The organism is Sphingomonas sp. GW821-FHT10F09 (genome assembly GCF_058809195.1).
The window spans coordinates 1,638,758-1,663,528 of the sequence record NZ_JBXASI010000001.1; the positions used below are offsets into that span (position 1 = coordinate 1,638,758).

Annotated in this window: 18 protein-coding genes; 11 read left to right on the forward strand and 7 right to left on the reverse strand. The window is 69.9% G+C overall.

Annotated features, from left to right (window positions below; translation table 11 throughout):
• The first annotated feature begins 214 nt into the window (after nucleotides 1-214).
• Complete coding sequence (locus AC1RTO_RS07765) at nucleotides 215-727, forward strand: Ros/MucR family transcriptional regulator (RefSeq protein ID WP_493160244.1); 513 nt, start codon at nucleotides 215-217, stop codon at nucleotides 725-727.
• A gap of 55 nt (nucleotides 728-782) precedes the next feature.
• Here AC1RTO_RS07765 and AC1RTO_RS07770 read toward each other — a convergent pair whose 3' ends face one another.
• Entirely contained in the window at nucleotides 783-1,058 is a 276-nt protein-coding gene (locus AC1RTO_RS07770) for a DUF1488 family protein (protein ID WP_293878448.1), read from the reverse strand.
• Between the two features lie 361 nt (nucleotides 1,059-1,419).
• Here AC1RTO_RS07770 and AC1RTO_RS07775 point away from each other — a divergent pair, with 361 nt between their 5' ends.
• Genes AC1RTO_RS07775 through pelF form a run of 8 tightly spaced genes read left to right on the forward strand, consistent with a single transcriptional unit; the run spans nucleotide 1,420 to nucleotide 13,590 of the window.
• Nucleotides 1,420-4,818 carry a M10 family metallopeptidase C-terminal domain-containing protein gene (locus tag AC1RTO_RS07775; RefSeq protein ID WP_493160245.1) on the forward strand — a complete coding sequence of 1,133 codons (3,399 nt, stop codon included), beginning with the start codon at nucleotides 1,420-1,422 and terminating at the stop codon, nucleotides 4,816-4,818.
• Nucleotides 4,819-4,842: 24 nt separating this feature from the next.
• Nucleotides 4,843-6,240, forward strand: coding sequence for an exopolysaccharide Pel transporter PelG (gene pelG / locus AC1RTO_RS07780; protein WP_493160246.1), 1,398 nt, complete (start codon nucleotides 4,843-4,845; stop codon nucleotides 6,238-6,240).
• Between the two features lie 29 nt (nucleotides 6,241-6,269).
• The gene (locus AC1RTO_RS07785; protein ID WP_493160247.1) at nucleotides 6,270-7,130 is read left to right on the forward strand and encodes a glycoside hydrolase family 191 protein; all 861 of its coding nucleotides are present in this window, start codon (nucleotides 6,270-6,272) and stop codon (nucleotides 7,128-7,130) included.
• A complete protein-coding gene (locus AC1RTO_RS07790; protein ID WP_493160248.1) occupies nucleotides 7,127-8,845 on the forward strand; it encodes a hypothetical protein in 1,719 nt (572 codons plus the stop codon). Before AC1RTO_RS07785 ends, AC1RTO_RS07790 begins: the two co-directional genes overlap by 4 nt.
• On the forward strand, nucleotides 8,842-10,308 hold the full coding sequence (locus AC1RTO_RS07795) for a hypothetical protein (RefSeq protein ID WP_493160249.1): 1,467 nt from the start codon (nucleotides 8,842-8,844) through the stop codon (nucleotides 10,306-10,308). Before AC1RTO_RS07790 ends, AC1RTO_RS07795 begins: the two co-directional genes overlap by 4 nt.
• Nucleotides 10,305-11,258: a hypothetical protein gene (locus AC1RTO_RS07800; protein WP_493160250.1), complete on the forward strand. Its 954-nt coding sequence runs from the start codon at nucleotides 10,305-10,307 to the stop codon at nucleotides 11,256-11,258. Before AC1RTO_RS07795 ends, AC1RTO_RS07800 begins: the two co-directional genes overlap by 4 nt.
• Complete coding sequence (locus AC1RTO_RS07805; RefSeq protein ID WP_493160251.1) at nucleotides 11,255-12,115, forward strand: hypothetical protein; 861 nt, start codon at nucleotides 11,255-11,257, stop codon at nucleotides 12,113-12,115. The genes AC1RTO_RS07800 and AC1RTO_RS07805 overlap by 4 nt, the downstream gene beginning before the upstream one ends.
• On the forward strand, nucleotides 12,112-13,590 hold the full coding sequence (gene pelF / locus AC1RTO_RS07810) for a GT4 family glycosyltransferase PelF (protein WP_493160252.1): 1,479 nt from the start codon (nucleotides 12,112-12,114) through the stop codon (nucleotides 13,588-13,590). Before AC1RTO_RS07805 ends, pelF begins: the two co-directional genes overlap by 4 nt.
• A 238-nt stretch (nucleotides 13,591-13,828) precedes the next feature.
• Here pelF and AC1RTO_RS07815 read toward each other — a convergent pair whose 3' ends face one another.
• The 4 genes from AC1RTO_RS07815 to AC1RTO_RS07830 all read right to left on the reverse strand — a co-directional run bounded on the left by AC1RTO_RS07815 (nucleotide 13,829) and on the right by AC1RTO_RS07830 (nucleotide 18,983).
• Entirely contained in the window at nucleotides 13,829-15,436 is a 1,608-nt protein-coding gene (locus AC1RTO_RS07815; RefSeq protein WP_493160253.1) for a TolC family outer membrane protein, read from the reverse strand.
• Nucleotides 15,426-16,799 carry an HlyD family type I secretion periplasmic adaptor subunit gene (locus AC1RTO_RS07820; RefSeq protein ID WP_493160254.1) on the reverse strand — a complete coding sequence of 458 codons (1,374 nt, stop codon included), beginning with the start codon at nucleotides 16,797-16,799 and terminating at the stop codon, nucleotides 15,426-15,428. The genes AC1RTO_RS07815 and AC1RTO_RS07820 overlap by 11 nt, the downstream gene beginning before the upstream one ends.
• Entirely contained in the window at nucleotides 16,796-18,553 is a 1,758-nt protein-coding gene (locus tag AC1RTO_RS07825; RefSeq protein WP_493160255.1) for a type I secretion system permease/ATPase, read from the reverse strand. The genes AC1RTO_RS07820 and AC1RTO_RS07825 overlap by 4 nt, the downstream gene beginning before the upstream one ends.
• Before the next feature lie 88 nt (nucleotides 18,554-18,641).
• A complete protein-coding gene (locus AC1RTO_RS07830; protein WP_493160256.1) occupies nucleotides 18,642-18,983 on the reverse strand; it encodes an SWIB/MDM2 domain-containing protein in 342 nt (113 codons plus the stop codon).
• Nucleotides 18,984-19,187: 204 nt separating this feature from the next.
• Here AC1RTO_RS07830 and AC1RTO_RS07835 point away from each other — a divergent pair, with 204 nt between their 5' ends.
• Nucleotides 19,188-21,242 (forward strand): TonB-dependent siderophore receptor, encoded by a 2,055-nt coding sequence (locus tag AC1RTO_RS07835; RefSeq protein WP_493160257.1) that lies wholly within the window; start codon nucleotides 19,188-19,190, stop codon nucleotides 21,240-21,242.
• Nucleotides 21,243-21,246: 4 nt separating this feature from the next.
• On the opposite strand, the gene AC1RTO_RS07840 is transcribed toward AC1RTO_RS07835, so the two are convergent.
• On the reverse strand, nucleotides 21,247-22,881 hold the full coding sequence (locus tag AC1RTO_RS07840) for a Na+/H+ antiporter (RefSeq protein ID WP_493160258.1): 1,635 nt from the start codon (nucleotides 22,879-22,881) through the stop codon (nucleotides 21,247-21,249).
• A gap of 36 nt (nucleotides 22,882-22,917) precedes the next feature.
• On the reverse strand, nucleotides 22,918-24,159 hold the full coding sequence (locus tag AC1RTO_RS07845; protein ID WP_493160259.1) for a chymotrypsin family serine protease: 1,242 nt from the start codon (nucleotides 24,157-24,159) through the stop codon (nucleotides 22,918-22,920).
• 138 nt (nucleotides 24,160-24,297) lie between these two features.
• Here AC1RTO_RS07845 and AC1RTO_RS07850 point away from each other — a divergent pair, with 138 nt between their 5' ends.
• Nucleotides 24,298-24,765 carry a DUF3617 domain-containing protein gene (locus tag AC1RTO_RS07850; protein ID WP_493160260.1) on the forward strand — a complete coding sequence of 156 codons (468 nt, stop codon included), beginning with the start codon at nucleotides 24,298-24,300 and terminating at the stop codon, nucleotides 24,763-24,765.
• Nucleotides 24,766-24,771 lie beyond the last annotated feature (6 nt).

A 24,771-nucleotide genomic window follows, 5' to 3' on the forward strand; every position in this document is an offset into this window, starting at 1 on the left:
ATCGCGCCGCATGCATGAACTTCGACTAGACCGCCCGACTCTTGGCACGGCATCGTTTTTCCGGTTCGTCGTCACATAACCACAATTGATCGACTGCGCCGATGACATCAGCCGAAATTGTTCTTTTGACTTTATCCCGCCAAAAGTCTTTTAGGTCACCGTCGATCCTCCCCCAGGTATCGACATCCCCCGTCCGACCAAGCGAGTAACCCGAATGAACAAAGAGACGAATACCGTCGAGCTTGCCACCGAGCTGACCATTGCATGGCTCAGCAACCCGAACACGCGCACGTCGGCGGATGATGTTCCGGCATTCCTGCAATCCATGTTCGCGGCGGTCGGAAAGCTGGCCAATCCCGAAGCGGGCGAGACCGAAGCGACGGCGCAGGATCACGTCCCGGCCGTCTCGGCGCGCAAGTCGCTCGCCTCGCGCGATCACATTATCTCGATGATCGACGGCAAGCCCTATCGCACCCTGCGTCGCCACCTGACGACGCACGGCCTGACGCCGGACGAATATCGCCAGCGTTATGGCCTGAAGTCGGACTATCCGATGGTCGCGCCGTCCTACAGCGAGAGCCGCAGCGCGATGGCCAAGACGATCGGCCTGGGCCGCAAGGCTGGGGAAAAGGTCGAACAGTCCGCCGCCGGCGCGGTCAAGACGGTGCGCAAGGGCGGCAAGGCCGCACTGCAGGCCGCCAAGGAAACGCTCGGCGTCGACGAATAAGTGTCACCGGCGGGGCGGCGTTCGACGGCGCCGCCCCGCATCTTCCTCGATCGGTCTATTCGAGGTCGTTCTCGCTTATCACGATCAGCGACTGGTCCGGATTGCGCGCCAGCGCCGCGAGCCCCGCTTCGGCGATCTCGTCGGAAAAGCGGTTGAACATCTCGACCGCATCATCCTCTTCGGGGGCGTCGCCGCTCAGCGCTTCCAGCACGTCATATTGCACGGCGAACTGCAACTCTTCGGCATCGACTTCGCCGGAGAATTCCACCTGCCGCTCGTTCGGATTGTCGAGGACGGTGGCGATGTCGATGTCGAGTTTGTCTGCGGCCATAGATAACCTCTTTGCATTGATATGATCCGCGGATGGCGGACCTGACGGCATAGCGCGAGGGAGCAGGCGATGTTCCGCTTCGTCGGCAATGCGATGCGTCGGCGGTGCGTGCCGACCGCCCCTCCCTGCCCGCCGTCGTCCGCCAAGGCAATCGGGCCACGCGCGGATACCGGATTCTCAAGTAAAGAAATGCGGTTAACGTCCCGCTTCGATCGTCGGGACAGCCATGGTGCCGCATTGGCACAACATCCGGCCCACTCTTCTGCCTTATCCCTCTTCGACATCTGCGCGCATGTTGCTACGGGCGAAGTAACGGGGGCCTCCAGCAGGCCGGTTGATGGTTAACGGGGAATCTTTCGGCATGGCGAATGCAGCACCGCTCATTCTGGACGGCAATCTGAACGACTGGACGTCGGCGGACCGGATCGATCGCGGGCTGCCCGACGGCTACGCCATCTACGCCCGGGCGGACGGCGCCGATTTCGTCTTCGCGATGACGGCACCGACCGTGATCGGCGTCAACACCACCGCCTGGCTCAACACCGATCGCAACGCGACGACGGGCTATCAGGTGTTCGGCTTCGCCGGCGGCGCCGAATATAACGTCAACTTCGCCGCCGACGGCACCGTCTCGCTCTATCGTGGCGGCGCCGGTGAGACGCTCGTCGCGGGCGGCCTGCAGGCGGTGTGGAACGCCGATCGCACGACCGTCGAATTCCGCGTTCCCAAGGTCGACATCGGCAATCCGCAGGCGATCGACACGATCTACGACGTCAACGACAACGTCTTCCTGCCCGGCAGCTATTCGTCCGCGCCGTTCACCGTCTTCAACGACACCGGCGTCACCGCCGCCGCCGATCACCGTATCGCGATCGTCTGGTCGGAAACGACGGCGAACAACTATTTCAGCAAGACCGCCTATTCGCAGCTGTTCATGGCCGCGCAGAGCCAGGCGATGCAGGCCGGCGTGCCGTTCGACATTCTGACCGAAAGCGACCTCACCAGCCTCGCGACGCTGGCGAAATACGATTCGATCGTCTTCCCCTCGTTCCGCAACGTCGACGCGGGCAAGGCCGACCTGATCGCGCAGACGCTGGAACAGGCGGCCAGACAGTTCGGCATCGGCCTCGTCGCGGCGGGCGAGTTCATGACCAACGCCGCCGACAACAGCGCGCTTCCCGGCGACAGCTATGCACGGATGAAGCTGCTGTTCGACGCGACCCGCGTCACCGGCGGCTTCCCGGCGGACGTCACCGTCAAGGCGACCGACGCGGCCGGCACCGTGTTCGACGGCTATGCCGACGGGCAGGTCGTGCGCCAATATGCGGGCGTCGGCTGGAACGCGTTCAAAAGCGAGAGCGGCACCGGCACGACGATCGCGACCGAGACGATCAACGGCCAGACCTATGCGGCCGCGATCGCGACGCAGACCGGTGGCCGCAACGTCATCTTCTCGTCCGAGGCTGTGATGGCGGACGACAATCTGCTCCAGAAGGCGATCGACTATTCGGTCCATGGCAGCGGCCTGTCGGTCGGCGTGCAGATGACGCGCGAAGCCGGCATGTTCGCCTCGCGCGTCGACATGGACCAGAGCCAGGAGCGCGAGGAGGTCAATCCCGAGAACAACGCGCCCGGCATCTACGACAAGCTGATGCCGATCCTCACCGAGTGGAAAAACAACTACAATTTCGTCGGCAGCTATTACGTCAACGTCGGCAACAGCCCGACGACGGGCCAGTCGACCGACTGGGCGGTGTCGCTGCCATATTACAAGCAGCTGCTCGACATGGGCAACGAGCTGGGTTCGCACAGCTATACCCATCCCGAGAACACCAACCTGCTGACCGACGAACAGATCAAGTTCGAATTCGGCCAGTCGCGCGCCGAGCTGGAAAAGCAGCTCAGCGCCTTCCTCGGCAAGACGGTGACGGTCGGCGGCGCCGCGGTGCCGGGCGCGCCCGAACAGATCGCGACCAGCCAGGAAATCCTGAAGTACGTGACCTATCTCAGCGGCGGCTATTCGGGCGTCGGCGCGGGCTATCCCAACGCCTTCGGCTTCATGATCCCGCAGAATGCCGCGGACGACAAGGTCTATATCGCGCCCAACACCTCGTTCGACTTCTCGCTGATCGAATTCCAGAAGAAGACGGTCGCCGAGGCGAGCGCGGTCTGGGCGAAGGAACTGGCCGGGCTGACCGCGGGCGGCGATGCCCCCGTCGTCGTCTGGCCGTGGCACGATTACGGCCCGACGATGTGGACCAGCGACGGCACCGTCAGCGGCTACACCAAGCAGATGTTCACCGACTTCATCGCGCAGGCGGCGAAGGCGGACCTCGAATTCGTCACCCTTGCCGATCTCGCGACCCGGATCAGCGCGTTCCAGAACACGACGATCACGACCAGGGTGGTGGGCGACACGATCACCGCGACGGTCGGCGCGACCACCGGCACCTTCAGCCTCGACGTCGACGGCCAGGGCAAGGGACAGGTCATCAAGAGCGTCGCGGGCTGGTATGCCTATGACGCGGACAAGGTGTTCCTGCCCAAGGCGGGCGGCACCTATACGATCACCATGGGTGCGGTGGCCGACGACGTGACCCACATCACCGCGCTGCCGATGCGCGCCGAGCTGACCGCGCTGAGCGGCGATGGCCGCGACCTGTCGTTCACCGTGCAGGGCGAGGGCAAGGTCGTCGTCGACGTGAAGGCGCCCGGCACCGACTGGGTCACCGTCACCGGCGGCAAGATCGCCAGCCAGATCGGCGAGATCCTGACGATCGACATCGGCACGATCGGCACCCACGACGTCAAGGTCGGACACGAGGCGAACGTCGGCCCGGTGCTGACCTCGTTCGGCGGCGGCACCACCGGCGCGCTGTCGATCGCCGAGAACGGCACCGCGCTCACCACGATCACCGCGACCGACGCCAATGCGGTCTGGGGCGATTCGATCAAATATTCGATCCAGGCGGGCGGCGACGGCGGCAACTTCACCATCGATGCGACCACCGGCGTCCTGAAATTCATCACCGCGCCCGATTACGAGGCGCCGACCGACGCCAATCGCGACAATATCTATGCGGTGACGGTCGTCGCCACCGACGCGCGCGGCGCGATCGACACGCAGACGCTGACGATCGGCGTCACCGACGTGGTCGGCATCACGAAGACGGGCTCCATCCTGTCCGAAACGATGACCGGCACCAGCGAACAGGACGTGCTCGACGGCAGCTGGGGCAACGACGTCATCAACGGCCTCGGCGGCAACGACCGCCTGATCGGCGGGCTCGGCAACGACACGCTGAACGGCGGCGACGGCAACGACACGCTGCTGGGCGGTGACGGCACCGACACGATGGACGGCGGCGCCGGCGACGACATCCTGACCGGCGGTCGCGGCGTCGACCTGCTGACCGGCGGCGCGGGCAGGGACATCTTCCGCTTCGAGGCGACGACGGACAGCGGCGCCGCGCTGGGCACGCGCGACATCATCCGCGACTTCGTGCAGGGCGAGGACAAGATCGACCTGTCGGCGATCGACGCCAACACATCGCTGCTCGCCCGCGGCGACCAGGCGTTCAGCTTCATAGGTCAGGGCACCAAATTCACTGCCCCCGGCCAGTTGCGCTACAGCTACCAGATCATCAGCGGCAAGGAATATACGATCGTCGAAGGCAATACCAATGCCGGCTCGACGGCCGATTTCTCGGTCGCGCTGTTCGGCCATCACACCCTGACTGCAAACGACTTCTTCATGTGATCGTGTGATGACGCGGTCGACGTCATGGCCGGCATAGGGTTCCAACTTGCGAAGACCGCACGCGAAGGCGGCGTCGGCGGTATCGTCGGCGCCGCCGCATTCGGTGCGATCATCAGCGCGGGCCCCTGGCTCATCACCGCGATCGCGATGGCGCTGCTCGACGGCTGGACGCTGCGCCACCTCGGCAGCGAGGGCGGCCGCGTCGTCCAGACCGTGCTCGTCTACGCCTTCAGCCTGTCCGCGCTCGCCGCCGCGCCGATCGGCATCCTCGCCACCCGCATGGCCGCCGACCGGATCTTCGCGCGCGACGCGGCCGGCGTCACCGGCATCGTGATCGTCGCACTGGCGGCGGGCGGAGCGCTCGCGCTGGCGGTCGGCGCGCTGGTGTTCGGGCTCCTCGCCGGACTGCCGCTCCTGCAGGCGACGATCGCGACGATCATCCTTGCTTGGCTCACCCAGATCTGGATCGCCGCGCCACTGCTCACCGCGCTGCGCCGCTATCGCGCCGTGCCGCTCGCCTATCTGTTCGGCATCGCCTTTGCCGCGATCGCGCTGCTGCTGATCCCGCATCCCGGCATTGCGCAAGCGCTGGCGGTCATCGCCGCGGGGATCGGCCTGACGCTGGCCGCGATCGTCTGGGTCATACGCGGCCATTTCGCGACGATCGCGACGCTCCCGCCGCGCGACGCGATCGCGCCCCAACTCGCGCGGATCGTCGCCGCGGCCGGCGTCGCCGCGGTGGCGGCGATCTGGATCGACAAATGGCTGTTGTGGGTCGGCCCCGACAGTATCGCCGCGGTCGGCCTGCTGCGGCTCAACCCGATCAACGATCAGGGCAGCTTCCTCGGCCTGCTGACGATGGTGCCGGGGCTGACGCTGATCCTGATCGTCGCCGAAACCCGCTTCGACCGCGCTTTCGGCGACCTGATCGCGCGCTGCACCGGCACCTCGACGCTCGAGCGGATCGAAGAAGCGCGCCGGGACGTCGCCACCACCCTGCTCGACGGGCTGCGGCTGCTGGTGCTCGTCCAGGCGCTCGCCGCCGCGCTGTCCTGGGTGCTGGCGGTGCCGTTGTTCGACTGGATCGGCGCCGATGCGCGCGCGATCTTCGCCTTCCGCCAGACCTCGCTCGGCGCGGTGTTCCACCTCGTCGCGATCGCCGCGACGGTGGTGCTCGCCTATTACGACCTGTTCGGCCGCATCCTGATGACGTGGAGCCTGTTCGCGATCGGCAGCGCGATCGCCACGCTGCTGCAATGGGATCAGGGGTTCGCAGCGTTCGGCTGGGGCTATATGGCCGGCGCGGTGGTGGGCGCATCGGTCGGACTGGCGTTGGTGGCGGAGGCGACGGTCAACCTCACCTATCTGCTGTTCGTCGGTAACAACCCGTCGGTCGTCGGGCATGGGGGGCGGTTGCTGTGACGGATCAGGTCCATTGGGGACGACGCAGGATGCTGACGCTCGGCGCGGTCGGGCTGACGCTGGGGCTGAAGGCGCCGATCGACGCCGCGGCGAAGAAACGCGCGCTGCCCGCCGCCGGCGACTGGGACTGGGCGGTCGATTACGGCCCGGCGAGCGATCCCGCGATCGCCCGCCGCTATCGCCTGCTGGTGCTGGAGCCGCATCACGCCCGCCCTATCGCGCCGCTGCGTGGGCCGGGCAGCCGCCTGCTCGGCTATGTCAGCCTGGGCGAGGTGGAGCGGAACCGCAGCTATTTCGCGGCGCTGGATGCCGCGGGCGCGCTTGGCCCGCCCAACCCGAACTGGCCCGATGCACGCATGCTCGACCTGCGCCACGAGGCTGCCCGCCGCGCGGTGATCGAACGGATCGTGCCCGACGTCCTCGCGCTCGGCTATGACGGAATCTTCATCGATACGATGGATAGCGTCGAAGCGATGGAGCAACAGAATGCTATAGCAAACAAGGGCATGGTCGCGGCAGGTGCCGCATTGATCGGTCAGTTGCGCGCGCGCTTCCCGGCGATGCGGATGATGCTGAACCGGGGCTATGCGATGCTGCCGGACGTCGCGACCAGGATCGACGTCGTGCTGGGCGAGGCGATGGCGTCGCGCTGGAACTTCACGACCAAACGCTACGAGCTGCTCAGCGACAGCGACTGGCAATGGCAGGCGGATCGGCTGCGCGCGGCGAAGGCGCGTAACCCGGCACTGACCCTCACGACGCTGGACTATTGGGATCCGTCCGCGGCGCGACAGGTCGCCGGCCTCTATGCGCGCGAGCGGGCGGCGGGCTTCCGCCCCTATGTCGCGACGCTGGCGCTCGACCGCCTGATCCCCGAGCCGACGGGATGACTGCAAAGCGTCAACATGCCTGGCTGGCGGTCGCCATCCCCGTGCTCGCCGGACTGGGCCTGCTTGCGGGCGGGCTGCTGCTGCTGCCCGGCCGGCGCGAGGTGCTGCACGCGCAACGGCGTGCGCAGCCGGTCGACCTGTCCGTACCGCCCGCGCCCGCCTCGATCGCGGCGCGGCCGGACGCGCTGATGCCGGCGCCGCCCTCGATCGCGGGCGCCATCCCCACCGCCGATGCGGCGGCGCTCGCGACGCTGACCGCGGAACTCGTCGCCGACGGGCAGCCGGTGACGACGGCGCAGGTCGCCTATGATCTGGTCGCGGCGAAGCGACCCGCCGTCGCCCTCGCCTATCTTCGGCTGCGTCCCGACCGCGCCGCGCCTGCGACCTGGGCGCTCTACGTCGACCTCCTCCGACAGGCCGGCCGCACCGCCGAGGCTGCGGCGCTGGTCTCGGACGCTGCCCACGGGCGCGGCGGCATCAAGCCGGCGGATCTTATCGCCACGGCCTATGCCCTCGACCGGCCCGATCTGGTGATCGCCGCCGCCGCCCGCGGGGCGATCCCGCCGCCCGATGCGGCGCTCGCGCTCGATCTTGCGCGCCGCGCCGACAAGGCCGGACGCGGCGACCTGATCGTGATGCTCGACCGCGCGACGCGGGCGGACTGGCGCAGTGCGGACCCGTGGCTCGCGATCCGCGTCGCCACCCGCTCCCGCGATACCGCCGCCGCGCTGCGCGCTGCCGACCGCCTGCCTGCCGACCAGCGCGATGCCGCGCGCGAGACGATCATGACCGGCGCGGGCGACCGCGACGGCCTGCGCCGCCTGCTGCTCACCCGGGCGGCCGCACCCGGCGCGCCGGTGCAGACGATAGCCGAGCAATTGCTGGCGGCGGGTTTCCGCGAGGATGCCCGCGCGATGCTGCGCCGCGCCGCGATCGATCAGCCGGTCACCAGTCCGGCGACCCAGCGCCTGCTCTACCTGATGGGACCGCGGCCCGCGGCGGACGATCTGGCGTGGCTGCGGCAGCAGGCGACGCGCGGCACCCCGGCCGACCAGCTCGACTGGCTCGCGCTCTATGCGCAGCGCGATCGCCCGACCGAAGCTTTGACCTTCCTGTCGCGCCACCCGCTCGCGGCGCGGACGGAGGTGATGCTGACCCGCCTGTCGCTGGCGCGTGCCGCGGGCGACGATGCCGCCGCACGAAAGCTGGCGGCCACCCTGCTCGACGGGCGCGACCTCAGCCCCGCGCAAGTGCGTAGCGTCGCCGCGGCGGCACCAGCGGATGCGGTGCCGGCGGGCGCACTCGCCCGGCGACGGATCGCGGCGGGTGTCGCCGAGCCACGCGATGCGATCGATCTCGCCTGGGCGGCGTGGAATGCCGGCGATGCCGCGGGGACGGTGAAATGGCTGCGCGATCATCTCGCGACCGCGCCCGACGATGCAGCCGCACTGCGGCTGATGGCGGACGCACAGGCGCGGACCGGCGGTGCCGCCGCGGCACGGCCGTGGCTGGAACGCGCGCTGGCGCAGACCCCGCCGGACAGCCGCGCGCGCGCCGAACTGCTCGACCGCCTCGGACGCCGGGCGGAGGCGGTCGCGATCGTCGAGCGCTTGCGCACGAGGGCGCCGCAAGACCGCGCACTCGCCGCCCTCCACGCCCGGCTGCTGATCGCGGGCGGACAACCCGGCCGCGCCCGCACGGTCCTCGCGCAATGATCGCGCTGCTTCTCGGTCTGGCGGAGCCCCCCGTCCTGTCGGTGCCTCCTACGGTGTTCGCCGACGCGCGCGTTACTGCGCCCTCCCCCCTGCTGGTGTGGCCGGACGGCACGATCGTGCGGGTCGAGGAGGCCGAGGGCGAGATGGTCGCACGCTTCGACCGGCCGCTGGCAGCCGACCGGATCGACGCGTTTCGCAAAGCCGCCGGCGAGGCGATCGGCGACCTGCGCTGGAACGACGACAGCCTCGTGCTGCGCCCCGCGCCGGGATGGACGATGACGTGGCGACAGGCGGGGACGACCGTATCGGTCGCCTTCGCGCCATCCGCCCCCGTCGCCGCGCCATCCGCACGGGAGGGCGATGCCGCGCGTGATGCGGCGATCGCGGCGATCGAGGCCGACGCCGCCGCCGGCTATACCGGTGCGGCGCGACGGCGGGCGGCGGCGCTTGCCGCGCGCTACCCGAACGACAAGAGCGTCGCCCGACTGCTCGCCGACACGCGCTCGGCCGATGGCGATTCGCGCGGCGCGGCGCGCGACTATCGCGCGCTCGGCGCCGACGATCGCGCCGCACGCCGCGCCATCGCGGCGGATCCCGGCGCCGCGAGCCTCACCGTCACCGCGCGCGATGGCAGCGACCTGTCGCAGGTCGAACTGGGGGCGCGGGTCGATGCCGCGATCGGCGCGCGCCTGACTGCCGGCGGCGGCGTGCGTCATCTGGTCAGCCGGGTCGCCGGCGACACGCGCGCCGGCGCGACCGTCGCCGACGCCGCGGTCGCGGCGACGATCGACGAGACGGTCCGCGTGCAATTGCTCGCATCCGCCGCGCTCGACGATGCGGTGACCGGCGGCGGCGTCCGCCTCGTCGCCGGCCCGGCGGAGGCACAGTTCCGCGCCACCGTGCTACGCCACATGCCCGATTATTCCACCGTAGCGCAGGTGCTGGCGGGCGGCTATCTGTCGCGCGCCCTCGTCGGCGTCACCTATCGCCTGACCCCCGGCGTCGTCGTGCAGGCGGATGTCGGCGCCAACCGCTACGGCCTCGCCGGCCTGCCCGGCGCGAGCGACACGATCGTCGCCAGCGCCGGCGTCGACTATCTGATACGGCGCCAGTTTCCCGCGCTCGGCCTCACCTATCGTTACGAGGCGGAATACGTCCAGCGCATGCGCCGCGGCGCCGACGCCATCCCGATCGTGCCGCTCGCCACGCGTGAGAATCATACGCTGCAGGGACTGGTCAGCGGCAGCGTCGGCGTGGTGCAGATGACCGGCCTCGCCGGCTGGACGGTCGACCGCTTCGGTGGCGACGGCCCGACCGCCAGCCTCGGCGTCGCCGCGCCGATCGGCATCGGCTGGCGGATCGAGGGCAGCGGCGGCATCACCTCGATCGCGCGGGCGGGCTTTTCCGGCCGCCAGCTGTTCGCCCGTGCGCAGCTGACCCGCAGTCTGGGCGAGGCGCGATGACGCCGGCGCCCCCTCCCCCCTGGCGCCGGCCGGTCCGCATCGCGGTCGAGCTCGCGTTCGGCTTCGTCGCGCTCGTCGCGCTCGACTGGTGGCTGACCGGCGGCACCGGCTTCGCCGCCGTCCAGCCGAGCCCCTATTGGCTGCCGGTGGTGGTGATGGCGCTCGCCTATGGCACCGGGCCGGGCGTGATCGCCGCCGCCATCGCCTCCGGCCTGTGGCTGCTCCACGCCCATGACAGCGGCGGCGAGCGCGACTATCTGGATCATCTGTTCCACCTGTCGCTGCCGCCATTGCTCTGGTTCGTCACCGCGGTGGCGATCGGCGAGGTGACGATCCTGCGCACCAACCGCCACGCCCGCCTCGAACGGCGCGGCCGCGTCGCCCGGCGCAACGTCGCGCGGATGACCGAGGCGTTCGACGCCCTGTCGCGCACCAACCGCCGGCTACAGGTCCAGATCGCGACCGAAAGCGCGACGCTCGGCCATGTCATCGATACCGCCACCCGGCTGTCGTCGGCCGACCCGGCCGACCGGCGCGAGGCGATCGTGCACCTGACCGCGCTCGCCGCCCGGACCGAGGATTTCACCTGCTATCGCATCACCGGGGACGAGGCGCGGGCGTGGCTGCGAGGCGCGCAGGCCGCGGTCCGGCGCGACGTGCTGCCAACCGCCCTGATCGAACGGCTGCTTCGCCGGCGCGGCATCCTCCATGTCGCGCGGCGCAGCGACCGGGCGGCACTGGAGGGCATCGGCGTCGCCGCGGTCCCGCTCTGCGACCCCGCGACCGACGACCTCGTCGGATGCCTGATCCTCCACGCCCTCCCCTTCGCCGCCCTGAACGCATCCCGCGTCGCGGAACTGGCGGAGGTCGGGACATGGCTGACGCCGCTGCTCGCCGATGCATCGCGCGCGGCGCAACGATCGCCGAGACCGGCCGGGCTGGTCGCATGATCGCGCGGCTCGCGGCGCTCGCGATCCTCGACATCGCGCTATGGAGCCTGTGCGCGATCGACGGGCTCGCCCCCGGCTGGGCGCTCGGCGCGCATGCGCTGCTCACCGCGCTCGGCTATGCGCTCTGGTTGCGCGGCGGCGAGATGTTGAGCTTCGCCGCCGCGATCCTTGGCGTGCTGGGACCTGCCGGGATCGCCATCGCCCTGCCGCTGGCCCGCCGCCGCACCGCGCCCGCCGCGCAGGCGGACGACGCCATCTTCGGCCCGGCCGCGGTCCGCGTCGGCCAGCGCGGCGCGACCCTCGCCGCGGCGCGGATGCTCGACGGGCGCATCCACCACGCCGGCCCCGAGACGCTGAGCTCGCTCGTCACCATCCTGCGCCACGGCGACGTCGGTGCGCGACGGCGGGCACTGGAAACCGTCGTCCGTTCGTTCGAACCCTCCCTGTCGCCGTTGATCGCGCTGGCGCTGACCGACGGCGACCAGACGATCCGCGCGCTTGCCGCCGCCGCATCGTCGCGCGTCGCGCACAATCTGATACTGACCCGCGCCACGCTGGCAGAGCGCAGCGACGATCCCGAGGCGCAGTCGCGCCTCGTCGCGCTGCTCGCGGATCATGCCCGCGCCGACGTCCTGCTGTCGGATTCGCAACGTGGCCATTTGCGCGAGGACGCGGTGGCGATGATGCCTGCGGCCGACCCTGCACGGCAGGCGCTGGCGATCGAGGCGCTGTGGGCGGCCGGCGACTATGCCGCGATCGATGCGATGGCGGCCGACACGCTCGCCGCCGACCCCGATGCGACCAGCCGCGATGCGCTGACGGTGGCGCGCTGGTGGCAGGCGGAAGCCGCGGCGTGAATCATACTGACGCACCCGAAGCCGACGTCTGCCTGATCGTCGAGGGCGCCTATCCCTATGTCATCGGCGGCGTGTCGGGCTGGCTGCAGGATCTCATCACCCATCTGCCCGACGTCCGCTTCGCCATCGCCGCGATCAAGCCGGGCGCCGATGCCGCCCCCTTCCGCCTGACACCGCCGCCCAACGTCGTCTCGGTCACCGAAATCGGCCTCGCGCCCGAACCGGCGATGCCCCGCCCGCTCGCCGATACCGTCGCGATCCCGATCGCCGATGCGCTGGTCGCCTTCGTCGCGACCGGCGACGCGCAGCGGCTCGCGGCGCTGATCGACCTGATCGGCAGCCTCCGGCGCCCGCCGGCGACCGGCGACATCCTGTCGCATCCTGCGGTCTTCGCGCGCCTGCGCCGCCATTATCAGGCGATGCTGCCCAAGGCATCGTTCCACCATTATTTCTGGGCAATGCGCGTGCTGCTCGGCGGCCTGCTCGCGGTGCTGACCGCGCCGCTGCCGCGCGCGCGCGCCTATCACACCATCTCGACCGGCTTCGCCGGCCTGCTCGCCGCCCGTGCCGCGCGCCAGACCGGCCGCCCGGCGTTCATCACCGAACACGGCATCTACCTGCTCGAACGGCAGATCGAGGTGATGATGGCGGACTGGATCGGCGATCAGGTCGATACCGGCCTCGAACTCGAACGCAGCGTCCGCGACCTGCGCGACCTGTGGGTACGCGCCTTCACCAGCTATGGCACCGCCTGCTACGACGCCTGCGACCCGATCGTCGCGCTCTATGGCGAGAACACCATGGTCCAGCGCCGGCTCGGCGCGGCGTCGGGCCGGGTCCGCGTCATTCCCAACGGCATCGATTCGGGACGCTTCACCGGCATGGCCGACGCGCGCGATCCGGCGCATCCGCTCGTCGCGCTGCTCGGCCGGGTGGTGCCGATCAAGGACATCAAGACCTTCATCCGCGCCGCCGCCATCGTCCATGCCGAGCGCCCCGACATCCGTTTCACCGTGCTGGGGCCGGCGGACGAAGACCCCGAATATGCCGACGAATGCACCCGGCTGGTCGACGATCTGGGGCTGGCACCGGTGTTCGATTTCGCCGGCCGCGTCCGCATCGAGGACTGGATGGCGGAGATCGACCTGTTGGTGCTCACCAGTCTCTCCGAGGCGCAGCCGCTGGTGATTCTGGAGGGCGGCGCCTGCGGTATCCCCGTCGTCGCCCCCGACGTCGGCAGCTGCCGCGAGATGATCGAGGGGCGCGGCGACGGCGACGTCGGCCATGGTGGGATCGTTACCCCGCTGGTCAATCCGGCAGCGACCGCCGCAGGTATCCTGGCGATCGCCGGCGACCCCGAAAAGCGCCGCACGATGGGCGAGACGATGCGCGAACGGGTCCGCCGCGACTATGATCACGACACGATCATCGGCGCCTACCGCCGCCTCTACCGGGAACTGGTCGACCGCGAATGACCGGTGGCCGGTCGGCGAAGCCACATCGGTTAAGAAGGAAGAGAATGGTTCGCGCAGAGGCGCAGAGGCGCGGAGGACGCTGAGGCGCACGCTTGTCGCACACGCGGCCCTCTTCATCGAACCTTGGTGATGACAGGACCACGCTCTGCCACGCGCGAAACATCTCCGCGTCCTCCGCGCCCCTGCGCGAACCCTATCGCCTTCTATACAGGCGGATCACCTCGAAAACCGATCCTTCCTACGCCCCGCCCGTCACCACCGTATCGTTGAGGTCCTCCGCCACCGGCCCGCGCAACACCGGCCCGATCGGCAGCGCCCGCCCGGTCGGTCCCGCGACCGCCCGGACCGCTGCCGGCCGGACGCGAACGTCGGTCGCGATCGGCAGCACCGGCGCCGGCCGGGCCGCGCTGCCCGGCATCTGCGCCCGGTCGATCGGCGCGAGGATCGGATCGAACGGCCCGAAACTCTGCCGGCGGACCGCGCGGGTGTTGCGGGCCGGATCATAGGCCGGCACCGCCTGGTCGATCGCCGCCGCCTGGAGCCGGCCCAATGTCGCCAGCAACCGCGCCTCGGCGGCATAGGCGGCATAGGTCGCGTTGGTTTCGACCAGCTGCGCGGTCAGCAGCCGCTGTTCGGAATCGAGCACCTCGAAATTCGACCGGAAGCCCTCGGCGAACCCGCGCTGGACCCCGGTCAGCGCCGCCTGCGCCGCCTCCGTCGCCAGCCGGCCGGCATCCATCTGCTCGCCCGCCGCGACCGCCTGGTTCCAGGCATTCTGCGCGGTGACCAGCGCCGAACGCCGCGTCGTCTCGACCTCGAACCCCAGTTGCTGGCGTTCGGCGACGGCGGCGCGCACCCGCGATCCGATCACGCCGCCGGTCAGCAACGGCATCGTCAGCGTGACGCCGCCGGTCGCCGCCGGCCCGGCGTCGCGCAACTGGTAGGAATAGGAGCTGGTATAGCCGTAGCTGCCGGTCAGCGCGACGATCGGCGCCCGCTCGGCCCGCTGCGCCGCGATCCGCGCATCGCCTGCCTTGGTCGCCATGATCGCCTGCCACAGGCTGGGGCTTTCCTGTTCGACGATCGCGAACGCATTCTCGAGCGAGGCCGGCAGCCCGGGCAGCGTCGGCGGCGTCATTAGCGTCCCGGGATTGCGCCCGACCACCGCCGCGAACCGCCCGCGGCTCGCCTGAAGATTGGCGATCGCCTGCGCCAGCTGCGCCCGGATGATCTCGCGCTGCGCCCGTGCCTGCGCGATATCGGTGCGGGTCAGGTCGCCGCCGCGTTCGCGCGCGATCGCCTGTTTGAGCTGGCGGCCGTAGGATTCGAGCGAGCGCTGCTGGATCGCCACCAGCGCCTGGTCGCGGCGCACCGAGACATAGGCGTCGACCACCTCGAACAGGATCGCATTCTCGACCTCGCGCAGCCGCTCGCGCCCGGCGAGCACTGTCGCCTCCGCTGCCGACACCTGCGCGGCGGTGCGGCCGCCGTTGAGCAGGATCTGCGATACGGTCAGCGTCGCGCCCATGTTGCGCGCCCGCAGCGTCTCAAAATCGCCGAGCAGCCCGCGCTGTTCCTGCGAGCGATATTGCAGCGACATGTTGATGCCCGCGTTGAGCCGATAGGGCGAGCTTGCCTGCACGATCTGCTCGTCCAGCGCCCGCAGCTGCGCCCGCTGCCCTTCCAGTGCCGGATTGCTGCGATAGGCATCGGCGATCGCCTGCCCCAGCGTCTCCGGCGGCAGCTTCGCTTCGACATAGATCGACGGCGGGTCGCTCTCCTGCGCGCCCGCGGCGGCGGACAGGCCGAATGCGACGATCAGGGCGATGCACAGCTTACCGTTCATGGAGCGACCGTGAAAAGGCCTCGGTCAACGGATCGAGGAGATAGCCGAGCGCGGTGCGCGAATGGAGCTTGACCAGCACCGTGACCGGCACGCCGGCGCGGATGCCGGTATCGCCGCCGCGCACCGCCTCGATCTGCGCGATCTGGTCGCGCGGCACCGCGATCTCGGCGCTGAAATAGCTGTGGCCCGATTGTTCGTCGCGCAGCGCGTCGGCGGACACGTTGCGGACGGTGCCGGTCAGGATCGGCAGGTCGCGTTCGTGCAGCGACAGGAACTTCACCTCCGCCTCGCGGCCCGCGAACACGCCATCGATGTCGCCCGGTGCGAAATTGGCCCGCACCACCAGCGGCGCGGCATCGGGGACGATATCGAGGATCGGCTGGCCGGGCTGGATCACGCCGCCGACCGAAAAGACGCGCAGGCCGACGACCCGCCCGGTGACCGGCGCGCGTATGATCGTGCGGGCGAGCTGGTCGCGCGCCGCCAGCCATTTGGGCAGCATCTCGTTGAGCTGGAACTGCGTGTCGCGCAGCAGGGTGGCGCTGTCCTCGACATATTTGCGGCGGTTCTGCACCACCTCGGCCCGGGTCTGTCCGATCTGTTCGCGTGCCGCGGCGGAGCGGCTGACGAAATCGGCATCGGTGCCGTCTAGCTGCTGGATCGACCGTTCGATTGCCCGCACCGTGTTGCGCGACACATAGCCCTGGTCGGCGAGCGCACGGGTGCTCTCCAGCTGCTGGCGCAGCGAGGCGCGCTGCCGAGCGGTCGCCTGCGCCTGCGCGCTATAGCCGCTGCCCTGTTGCGCGACCGCCGCCTCCTGCTGGCGGAGCACCGCGCCGTTGGCGGCGAGCGCGGAGGCGCGGGCGGCGCGTTGCGCGACCTGCAACGCCTTGGCCCGCTCGACCAGCCGCAGGTCGTCGCCGGTCGCGGCGGCGAACTCCGCCGGCCAGACGATCGCGCTGCCGCGGACGTCCGCCTCCAGCCGGGCGCGCTGCGCCTGCAGATCGATGACGCTGGCGGCAAGTGCGCGTTCGCTCGCAGCGACGTCCGCACCCTGCAGACGGAACAGGACGGCGCCGGACCGGACATGATCGCCGTCGCGCACCGCCAGCGCGGCGACGATGCCGCCCTCGCGATGCTGCACCGTCTGGCGATTGCCCGCAACGACGACCTGCCCCTCGCCCGCCGCCGCCGCGTCGAGCCGCGCGAACGCGGCCCAGCCGAGCCCGACGACGAAGAACAGGATCGCGACGATCGAGCCGCCGAGAATCGCCGGGCGTGGCGAATCGTCCAGATGCAGGCGTTGCGCGATGCTCTGACGGCCGGCGGCCGGTTCGGGCATGGCGAGGTCGGCATGGATCATCGTGCGCCTCCCGCCGCGGCCGCGGGCACCGCCGTCGGGCTCGTCGGCCGCACCACCTTGGCGCGTTCGTCGAACAGCTGGATAGTGCCGCCGCGCAGCACCATGATCTTGTCCGCCACCTGCAACAGGCCGGTGCGGTGCGTCGACACGACGATCGTCGCGCCGCGGCGGCGCATTGCCTCCAGCGTCGACACCAGCCGCGCCTCGCCCTCGCTATCGAGATGCGCGTTGGGTTCGTCGAGCAGCAGGATCGTCGGCAGCCCGAACAAGGCGCGTGCCAGCGCGACCGCCTGGTTCTGACCGGCGGACAGGCCCGATCCCTCCGCCATGCTCAGCATCGTCGCATAGCCCTTGGGCAGGCCGAGGATCACCTCATGCGCGCCCGCCGCCTGCGCCGCCTGCACGACCGCGGCATCCAGCGCCTCGCTCTCGCCCGACAGCACCGACTGGAAACGCGAGATGTTGGTATGGACCGTCGTCGGGAACAGCGACGGGGTCTGCGGCATGAAGCCGATATGCTTGCCGAGCTGTTCGCGGTTCCAGTCGCTCAGGCTGGCGCCGTCGATCCGCACCTCGCCTTTGTCGGGCGTGAGGGCGCCGGAGAGCACCCGCAGCAACGTCGACTTGCCCGCGCCGCTCGGGCCGACCAGCGCGACGATCTGGCCCGGCTCGACGGAAAAGGCGATGTCGGACAGCAGCGCGCGATCGCTGTTGTCGGCGAGTACCGTGACGCCGCGCACGTCTATCCGACCCACCGGCGCCGGCAGCGCGGTGGCATGCGCCGCAGGCCCCGGCCGGCGGCAGAAGGCGTCGAGGTCGCGCCACGCGTTGCGCGCCGCCGCCAGCGGCTTCATCGCGCCGAGGATCTGCTCGACCGGCTGCAGGGCACGCCCCAGCAGCAGCGACGCGGCGAAGATCGCGCCGCCCGAGATATCCTGCCGGATCGCCAGCCACGCGCCCAGCGCCAGCGCCAGCGATTGCAGCAGCAGGCGCAGGAATTTGGTGACCGCCAGGAACTGCCCCGCCGTGCCCGCCAGCGCCGACTGGCGCCGCACCAGCTCGGCGCGCTCCAGCAGGTGCCGGGTGATGACCGCATTGCGCATGCCCATCACGCGGACGACCTCCGACCCGTGGATCGAGACGTCCTGTTCGCGCGTGGCGAGCGTCGCGCGCATCTGCGTGTCCCGTGCGGCACGCGCGGTCACCCGGTCGCTGGCGATCGCGATCCCGCCGAGCAGGAGCGCGCTGACCAGCGACAGCACGCCGATCCACGGATGGAGCAGGAAGGCGATGCCGATATAGATCGGCGCCCAGGGCGCATCGAACAGCGCGATGATCGTCGGCCCGGTCAGCGTGCCGCGAATCGTGTCGAAGTCGCGCATCGCCTGACTGCGCTGCCCGCCGGTCGCATCGTCGGCACCGAGGATGCGGAGCAGGATGCCGGGCGCGGCCCGCCGCTCCAGCCGCAGGCTTGCGCGCAGCAGCAAGCGCATCCGCATCATGTCGAGGATCGCGAACACGATCAGCGATACGACGAGGATCAGCGTCAGCAACAGCAGGGTCGCGCCGCCGCGGGTCGGCACCACGCGGTCGTAGACCTGCAACATGAAAATCGACGGCACGAGGTACAGAATGTTGACCAGCCCAGAAAACAGGGCGGCGAACAGCAGGTGCCGGCGACAGCCGCGGATCGCGTTCGCCAGCACGTTGGCGACCCGATCGGGCTCGGCAGATTCCTGGCGGGGGGACGACATGGTCGCCGACGTAGCGCGGAAAGGTAGAGGATATCCTAACCACGCACGACGGGGGTATCGGTCACGCCGATCCCCTCGTCGGGGCGGATCAGGCCTTCTTGGCGGTCAGATGCGCGCTCAGATGCTTGTTCATCTCGAACATGCTGACCGACGGCTTGCCGAAGATCTTGGCGAGCTTGTCGTCACCGTTGATCTGGCGGCGGTCCTTGGCGTCCTGCAGGTCGTGCTTCTTGATATAAGCCCAGACCTTGCTCACCACCTCGCTGCGCGGCAGGTCCTTGTCGCCGACGATCTCGGCGAGATCGGCCGACGGCGTGACCGGGGCGGTGATGCCGCCACGCGCGCCACCGGCGGGCTTGCCGGTCGCCTTGACCTTCTTTTCGGTCGCTGCGGTCTCGTCCTTGCCGCGCTTTTCAGCAGTCTTCGCCATCATCGTCTCCCTTTATCGGTGCGGAGCGGGTGCTCCCTGCGGGTATATACGCCGATGCCACACGCTTCGTTGCCTCCCCCGCGTCATCGGCAGGCGGGAGGGGGGAATTACACGGTTGACAGACCCGCGCCGCATCCGCCACCTGAAATGATACATCATCTCTCCGAAAGCTGCCCCTTGCTCCTCCGCTCTTCCACGGCCGCCATGCTGCCGTCCCTGTTGCTATGCGCCACACCCGCCGTCGCCGAACCCGACACCGCAGGCCCGGACACCGCGGAAAAGGACGAGGCGGCGGGCGATATCGTCGTGCTCGGCACCCGGCGGTCGCGGGCCGATCCGACGATCTCGTCCGACGTCGTCACCGAACGGATGTCGCAGTCGAGCCGGTCGGTCGAGCGCGACCTGCTGGTCGCGGCAGGCGCCTACCGCCTGTCCGACGCGCTCGAACTGGTCAGCAACGTCAGCAACCAGAACAATCGCGGCGGCGTGATCGACAACTTCGCGATCCGCGGCTTCCTCGGCACGCCCGATGGCGGCGCGGAATATTATGTCGACGGCTTCCTCGCGAACCGCGGCATGGGCCCGCCCCGCGATCCCGCGACGGCGGAACGGGTCGAGCTGTTGAAGGGGCCGGCGGGCGCGCTGTTCGGCGACATCGATCCCGCCGGACGGGTCAACATCGTCAGCAAGACGCCGGACTTCGCCCCCGCCGCCAGCGCAGCGCTGACCTATGGGTCGTTCGACACGCGCCGCGTCGAACTGGATGCGACCGGCCCGCTGTCGGCGACGCTGGCCGCGCGGATCGTCGTCGCCGCGGAGGATTCGGACGGATGGCGCAATTTTGTCGGCGTCAAACGGCGGGTCGTCTCCCCGTCGCTCACCTGGCAGCCGGTCGACGCCGTCCGCCTGACCTATCTGGCGGAGATCAACCATTTCGACACGCCGTTCGATCGCGGCATCCCGGCCTTGCGCAACGACGCCAATGCCGCGCCGCGCCGCGCCTTCTATGGCGAGCCCGGCGACGGCGTCACCCGCTTCCGCAACGAACGCCACCAGCTGACCGGCATCGGTACGTTCGGCGACTGGACGGTGAACGGCGGCATCGCATGGCGCACGGGAACGCTGAAGGGATTCTCGTCGGACCAGTCGCGGCTGGTCGACGGGCGGACGCTGTGGCGACAGCGCCGCTCGCGCGACTTCGCGGTCGACGACCTGTCCGCGCGCCTCGAACTGTCCGGGCGCCTCGGCGCGCACCGGCCGAGCATCGGTATCAAGGGCTATCGCCTCGAATATGGCGAGCGCTGGATGCGGCGCAATCCGAGCGCCGCCGCCCCTTATGCGATCGACGTGCTCCAGCCGGTCTATGGCCAGGCGCTGCCGGTCCTGCTGCCGTTCACCAACAATGACGAGGCGCGCTGGTCCGGCACGCTCTACGTGCAGGATATGTGGGACGTCGGTGACCGGCTGACGCTGTCGGGCGGCGCGCGCCTCGACGCCTATCGCCAGCGCATCCGCAACAATCGTACCGGCCTGACCGGGCGGACGATCGACCAGCCGGTGACCTTCCGCGTCGGCGGCCGCTACCGGCTGACCGATGCCGTCGCGGTGCACGCCAATTGGGGCGAGAATTTCGTGCTCAACTCCGGCACCGATCGCACCGGGCAGGGCTTCGCACCGGAGACCGGCAAGGGTTATGAGCTGGGCATCGCCGGTCGCTGGCCGGGCGTGGACATCGCGCTGACCTGGTTCGACATCCGCAAGCGCGGCATCCTGACCAACGATCCGACCGACCCCAATTTCCTCGCGCCGGTCGGCAGCCTGTCGAGCCGCGGGATCGAGGGCGATGCGGCGATCCGCATCGCGCCGCACTGGCAGGTCATCGCCAATTACGCCTGGACGCACGCCCGTACCGACGATGCCGCCTTCGCGACGGATCGCGTGCTCAACGTTCCGGCGCACAGCGGCACGCTGTTCGTGCTCGGCCGCTTTCTCGATCCGGCGGGACGCGGCGTGTCGGTCAGCGGCGGCGCGGCCTATGTCGGCGACCGCGCGGGCGCGGTCGACGCCAGCAGATTGGTGCTGCCGGCCTATGTAAAGGCGAAGGCGGCGGTGGAATATGCCTTTTCCCGGCGCCTGACGGTGCGGGCGGAGGCCGACAATCTCTTCGACGCCCGCTACGCGCTCAGCTCGTACAGTCCGGTGTGGATCTATCCGGGCCAGCCGCGCACGCTGCGGCTGTCGCTGCGCATCGCGTCCTGACCGGTCAGCCGCGGGTCCGCACCTCCTGCAGGTCGAGCTCGCGGATCAGCTTCTGCGCGGTGGCGCTGCCGATGCGCCGGTCGCGCGCGCTGTCGACGATGGCGCGGCGTTCGGCCTTCAGGCCGCGCAGCCTGAGGTCGCGTTCCAGCCGGTCCTGCAACCGCGCCTCCGCCGCCACCCGCGCGCCCTGGCTGCGGCTCTCGATCCGGTCGCGGTACAGGTCCATGATCCGGCTGCCCGCCGCCGAGTAGAAATCGGCGTTGCCGTGCGCCTCGGCCAGTTCGTGCTGTGCATGCTCGATCTCGCGGATCGCGGCTTCGTAGGCGATCACCCGCGCCTTGTCCTCTTCCGCCTGCATCGACGGTTCGGGCGGCAGCGTCAGGCCGTTGAGCAGCACCGGCAGCAACAGGCTGGCGATGATGAGCGAGACGATGATGACGCCCGCAGCGAGGAAGATCGCGAGATCGCGCGCGGGAAACGGCGACCCGTCGTCGAGCACCAGCGGCAGCGTCAGCACGCCGGCCAGCGTGATCGCGCCGCGCACGCCGGCGAGCGACATCGCCGCGATCAGCCGCCAGTCGGGGCTGACCCCGTCCGCGCCCTTGCGCTGGCGTAGCAGCGTGAGCCGCAGCGACACCCACACCCAGGCGAAGCGCAGCGCCGCCAGCCCGGCGACGATCGCAACGACATAGATGCCCAGCCACAGCGGATTGCCGTGACCGGTGATCCGCACCGTCTGCGCCGCCCCCGCGAGCACTCCCGGCAGCTGTTCGCCGAGCAGCACGAAGATGATGCCGTTCAGGGCGAACTGCACGGTATCCCAGACCGAATTGCGCCGCATCCGCGTCGCGGCCATCGCCTGGCGCGAGATTTCCGCGAAGGTCATCGTCACCCCCGCCGCCACCGCGGCAAGGATGCCGGAGGCGTGGATATGTTCGGCGAGCAGGTACGACCCGAACGGGATCAGCAGGCTGACGAGGATCTGGGAGGCGGTCTCCTCGCCATAAAGGCGCGACACCCACGCCTTGGCGCGGGTGACGGCGCCGGTCACGACGATGCCGGTGAGGATACCCGCCCCGGCGACCCACAGGAAATTGGCTGCGGCCGCGGCGGGCGAGAAGCTGCCGGTCAGCGCCGCCGCGACCGCGAAGCGCAGGCAGACGAGGCCCGATGCGTCGTTGAGCAGCGACTCGCCCTCGAGGATATGCATCATCCGTCGCGGTATCGGCACGCGCGCGGCGATTGCCGACACCGCGATCGGATCGGTCGGCGACACCACCGCCGCCAGCGCGAAGGCGACGGCAAGCGGCATCGCCGGGATCATCCAGTGGATCACGAAGCCCATGCCGAGCACGGTCAGCAGCACCAGCCCCAGCGCCAGTTCGAGGACGACCGGCAGATCCTTGAGCAATTCATCCTTGGGGATGCGCCAGCCGTCGAGGAACAGCAGCGGCGGCAGGAACAGCAGCAGGAACAGTTCGGGATCGAGTTCGACGCGATAGGAGGTGGACAGCCCGATCAGGCCACCGAGCAATATCTGCACCAGCGGCGTCGGGATCGGCAGAGGCAGCATGCGCGACGCCGCGCCGCTGACCACCACGGCCACCAACAGGAACAGGACGATCGAGATGACTTCCAACGCGTAACTCCGCAGACCTGACGTAAGGCCGCGACCTTAGCGCCCCGGAGCCGCGTTGACGACCGCCGGCGGCACCGGCCCGCCCGATTCCGGCTCCGCGGTCAGCAATCGCCACCCCGCCGGCAGATAGTCGGTCGACATGTAAAAGTAGAACGCGCAGCTGCCGTCGGCACGATAGCTGCCGCCTTTCAGGATGCCATAGGCGGTCGTGCCGAGGAAGACCGGGCTGCCGCTGTCGCCGCTCTTGCACACCGGCCCGGACACCGTCGTCCACGTCGGCAGGCAGGCGCCGCCGCACAGGTCGCCCGCCGGTGCGAAGTCGGTCAGTTCGACCTGCGAACAGCTGTAGCCGGTGCGCTCGCCACGGTGGCACACGACGTCGCCCGCGCGCATCCCCGACCGGCTGCGCGCGCCCGTCACGGGGCGATTGAGCGTCTTGGCGGTATCGGCGAAAAATAGGGGCAAGAGCGGTTCGGGGCTGGCATTGATCTGCACGTCCTGATGCCCCCAGCCCCATTGGCCGACGAACGGCAGTGCCAGTTCTCTTCCGTCGGCATCCCGGATGCTCAGCGCGTCGGGGCAATGCGCGGCGGTCGCCAGCCCCGACCGGACGCCGTCGGTGACGACGAAGCCGCTGGTGCACAAATAATGGCGCGGATCCCCCGGCACCGTGCCGATCACCCGCGCGCCGCCGACGATGCCGCCCATGTCGAGCGTCGGCTGGTCGACGACGCGCAGCCGCACCGGCACCCGCGTCAGCGCCGCCAGCCGGTCGCGCAACAGCGCCTCTCCCTCGCGCGCGATGTCGCGCGGCGAGACGATGACGACCAGTTCGCCGGTGCGCGGGTCGATCCCCATGCCGGGCGCCCCGAGCAGGCTGGCGCGGATCGTGGCCTTATAGGCGGTGATCGCCTGCACCAGTTCGGTGTGCGTCGCGGTCGCGCCGGTGACGAACCGGACGGTCACCGCCTCCCCGGCCAGATCGAGCGTCTCGTCAGGCTGTGGCACCGCGCCGGTGAGCAGCACGTCGATCCCGAAGGAGGGGCTATGCCGGATCGCGATGCCGGCCAGCCGCGACGCGAAGCGCGTGCCGATCGCGTCGGTCGCGGCGACGCTCGCCTGCTGGAGGCGCAACTGCCGCAACGCCTCGTCGCCGGACGCGCCGATCGTGCCGGCGATCGCGTCGGCATCCTGCGCCAGCGCCTGCTCCGGCGTCTGCAACAGGATCGGCACGGCCGTTTGCGCGCCTGCCGGACCACTTCCGACGAGCGCCAGCATGGCCCCAAGCCTGATGAAATAACGCCACCCCACGCCGGCATTCTACAGCGTGCAGATAACCGGCGACTGAACGAACGCGACCAGTAGCTGAACGATGCTGCCTTGTTCCCGACGTGATCGCGCGGCACGGTCGCGGTCATGCGCTGGCTGATCCCCCTGTTCGTCCTCGTCCCCGCCAATCTCCTCGCCGCCGACGTCGCGCCACAGGCGATCCCGGCAGGGCGCTGGGACGTCGTGTCGAAGGCGGTCGACCTGGTTATCCCCGGCGCGCCGGGATTCGTGCTGCGGATGATGAAGGGCCGTTCGAAGACGGAGCGCAAATGCCTGTCGCCCGCCGCCGCACAAGCCGGCGTCGCGGCGTTGCTCGCGCCCGATCCGAAGGCGAAATGCCGCGTGGAGAGCGTGCAGGTCGCCGGCGGCCGCTACAGCCAGACGCTCTCCTGTCCGCAGAAGAAGGGGCCGCCGCTGCAGATCGTCCGGTCCGGCAGCTACGATGCCGCCGGCTTCACCGGGCGGCTGAAGATGGCGGGGCAGACGCCGAAGGGGCCGATGGCGATCACGATCGACCAGACCGCCCGCCACGTCGCGGCAGCCTGTTCCGGCTAGGCGCAT

Excerpts from the sequence above, each read along its gene's own strand:
- AC1RTO_RS07765 (WP_493160244.1), top strand. The coding sequence starts at position 215 with ATGAACAAAGAGACGAATACCGTCGAGCTTGCCACCGAGCTGACCATT.
- AC1RTO_RS07800 (WP_493160250.1), top strand. The coding sequence starts at position 10,305 with ATGACGCCGGCGCCCCCTCCCCCCTGGCGCCGGCCGGTCCGCATCGCG.
- AC1RTO_RS07850 (WP_493160260.1), top strand. The coding sequence starts at position 24,298 with ATGCGCTGGCTGATCCCCCTGTTCGTCCTCGTCCCCGCCAATCTCCTC.
- AC1RTO_RS07790 (WP_493160248.1), top strand. The coding sequence starts at position 7,127 with ATGACTGCAAAGCGTCAACATGCCTGGCTGGCGGTCGCCATCCCCGTG.
- AC1RTO_RS07785 (WP_493160247.1), top strand. The coding sequence starts at position 6,270 with ATGCTGACGCTCGGCGCGGTCGGGCTGACGCTGGGGCTGAAGGCGCCG.
- AC1RTO_RS07845 (WP_493160259.1), bottom strand. The coding sequence starts at position 24,159 with ATGCTGGCGCTCGTCGGAAGTGGTCCGGCAGGCGCGCAAACGGCCGTG.
- AC1RTO_RS07820 (WP_493160254.1), bottom strand. The coding sequence starts at position 16,799 with ATGATCCATGCCGACCTCGCCATGCCCGAACCGGCCGCCGGCCGTCAG.
- AC1RTO_RS07805 (WP_493160251.1), top strand. The coding sequence starts at position 11,255 with ATGATCGCGCGGCTCGCGGCGCTCGCGATCCTCGACATCGCGCTATGG.
- AC1RTO_RS07835 (WP_493160257.1), top strand. The coding sequence starts at position 19,188 with ATGCTGCCGTCCCTGTTGCTATGCGCCACACCCGCCGTCGCCGAACCC.
- AC1RTO_RS07795 (WP_493160249.1), top strand. The coding sequence starts at position 8,842 with ATGATCGCGCTGCTTCTCGGTCTGGCGGAGCCCCCCGTCCTGTCGGTG.
- AC1RTO_RS07825 (WP_493160255.1), bottom strand. The coding sequence starts at position 18,553 with ATGTCGTCCCCCCGCCAGGAATCTGCCGAGCCCGATCGGGTCGCCAAC.
- pelG (WP_493160246.1), top strand. The coding sequence starts at position 4,843 with ATGGCCGGCATAGGGTTCCAACTTGCGAAGACCGCACGCGAAGGCGGC.
- AC1RTO_RS07770 (WP_293878448.1), bottom strand. The coding sequence starts at position 1,058 with ATGGCCGCAGACAAACTCGACATCGACATCGCCACCGTCCTCGACAAT.
- AC1RTO_RS07815 (WP_493160253.1), bottom strand. The coding sequence starts at position 15,436 with ATGAACGGTAAGCTGTGCATCGCCCTGATCGTCGCATTCGGCCTGTCC.
- AC1RTO_RS07830 (WP_493160256.1), bottom strand. The coding sequence starts at position 18,983 with ATGGCGAAGACTGCTGAAAAGCGCGGCAAGGACGAGACCGCAGCGACC.
- AC1RTO_RS07775 (WP_493160245.1), top strand. The coding sequence starts at position 1,420 with ATGGCGAATGCAGCACCGCTCATTCTGGACGGCAATCTGAACGACTGG.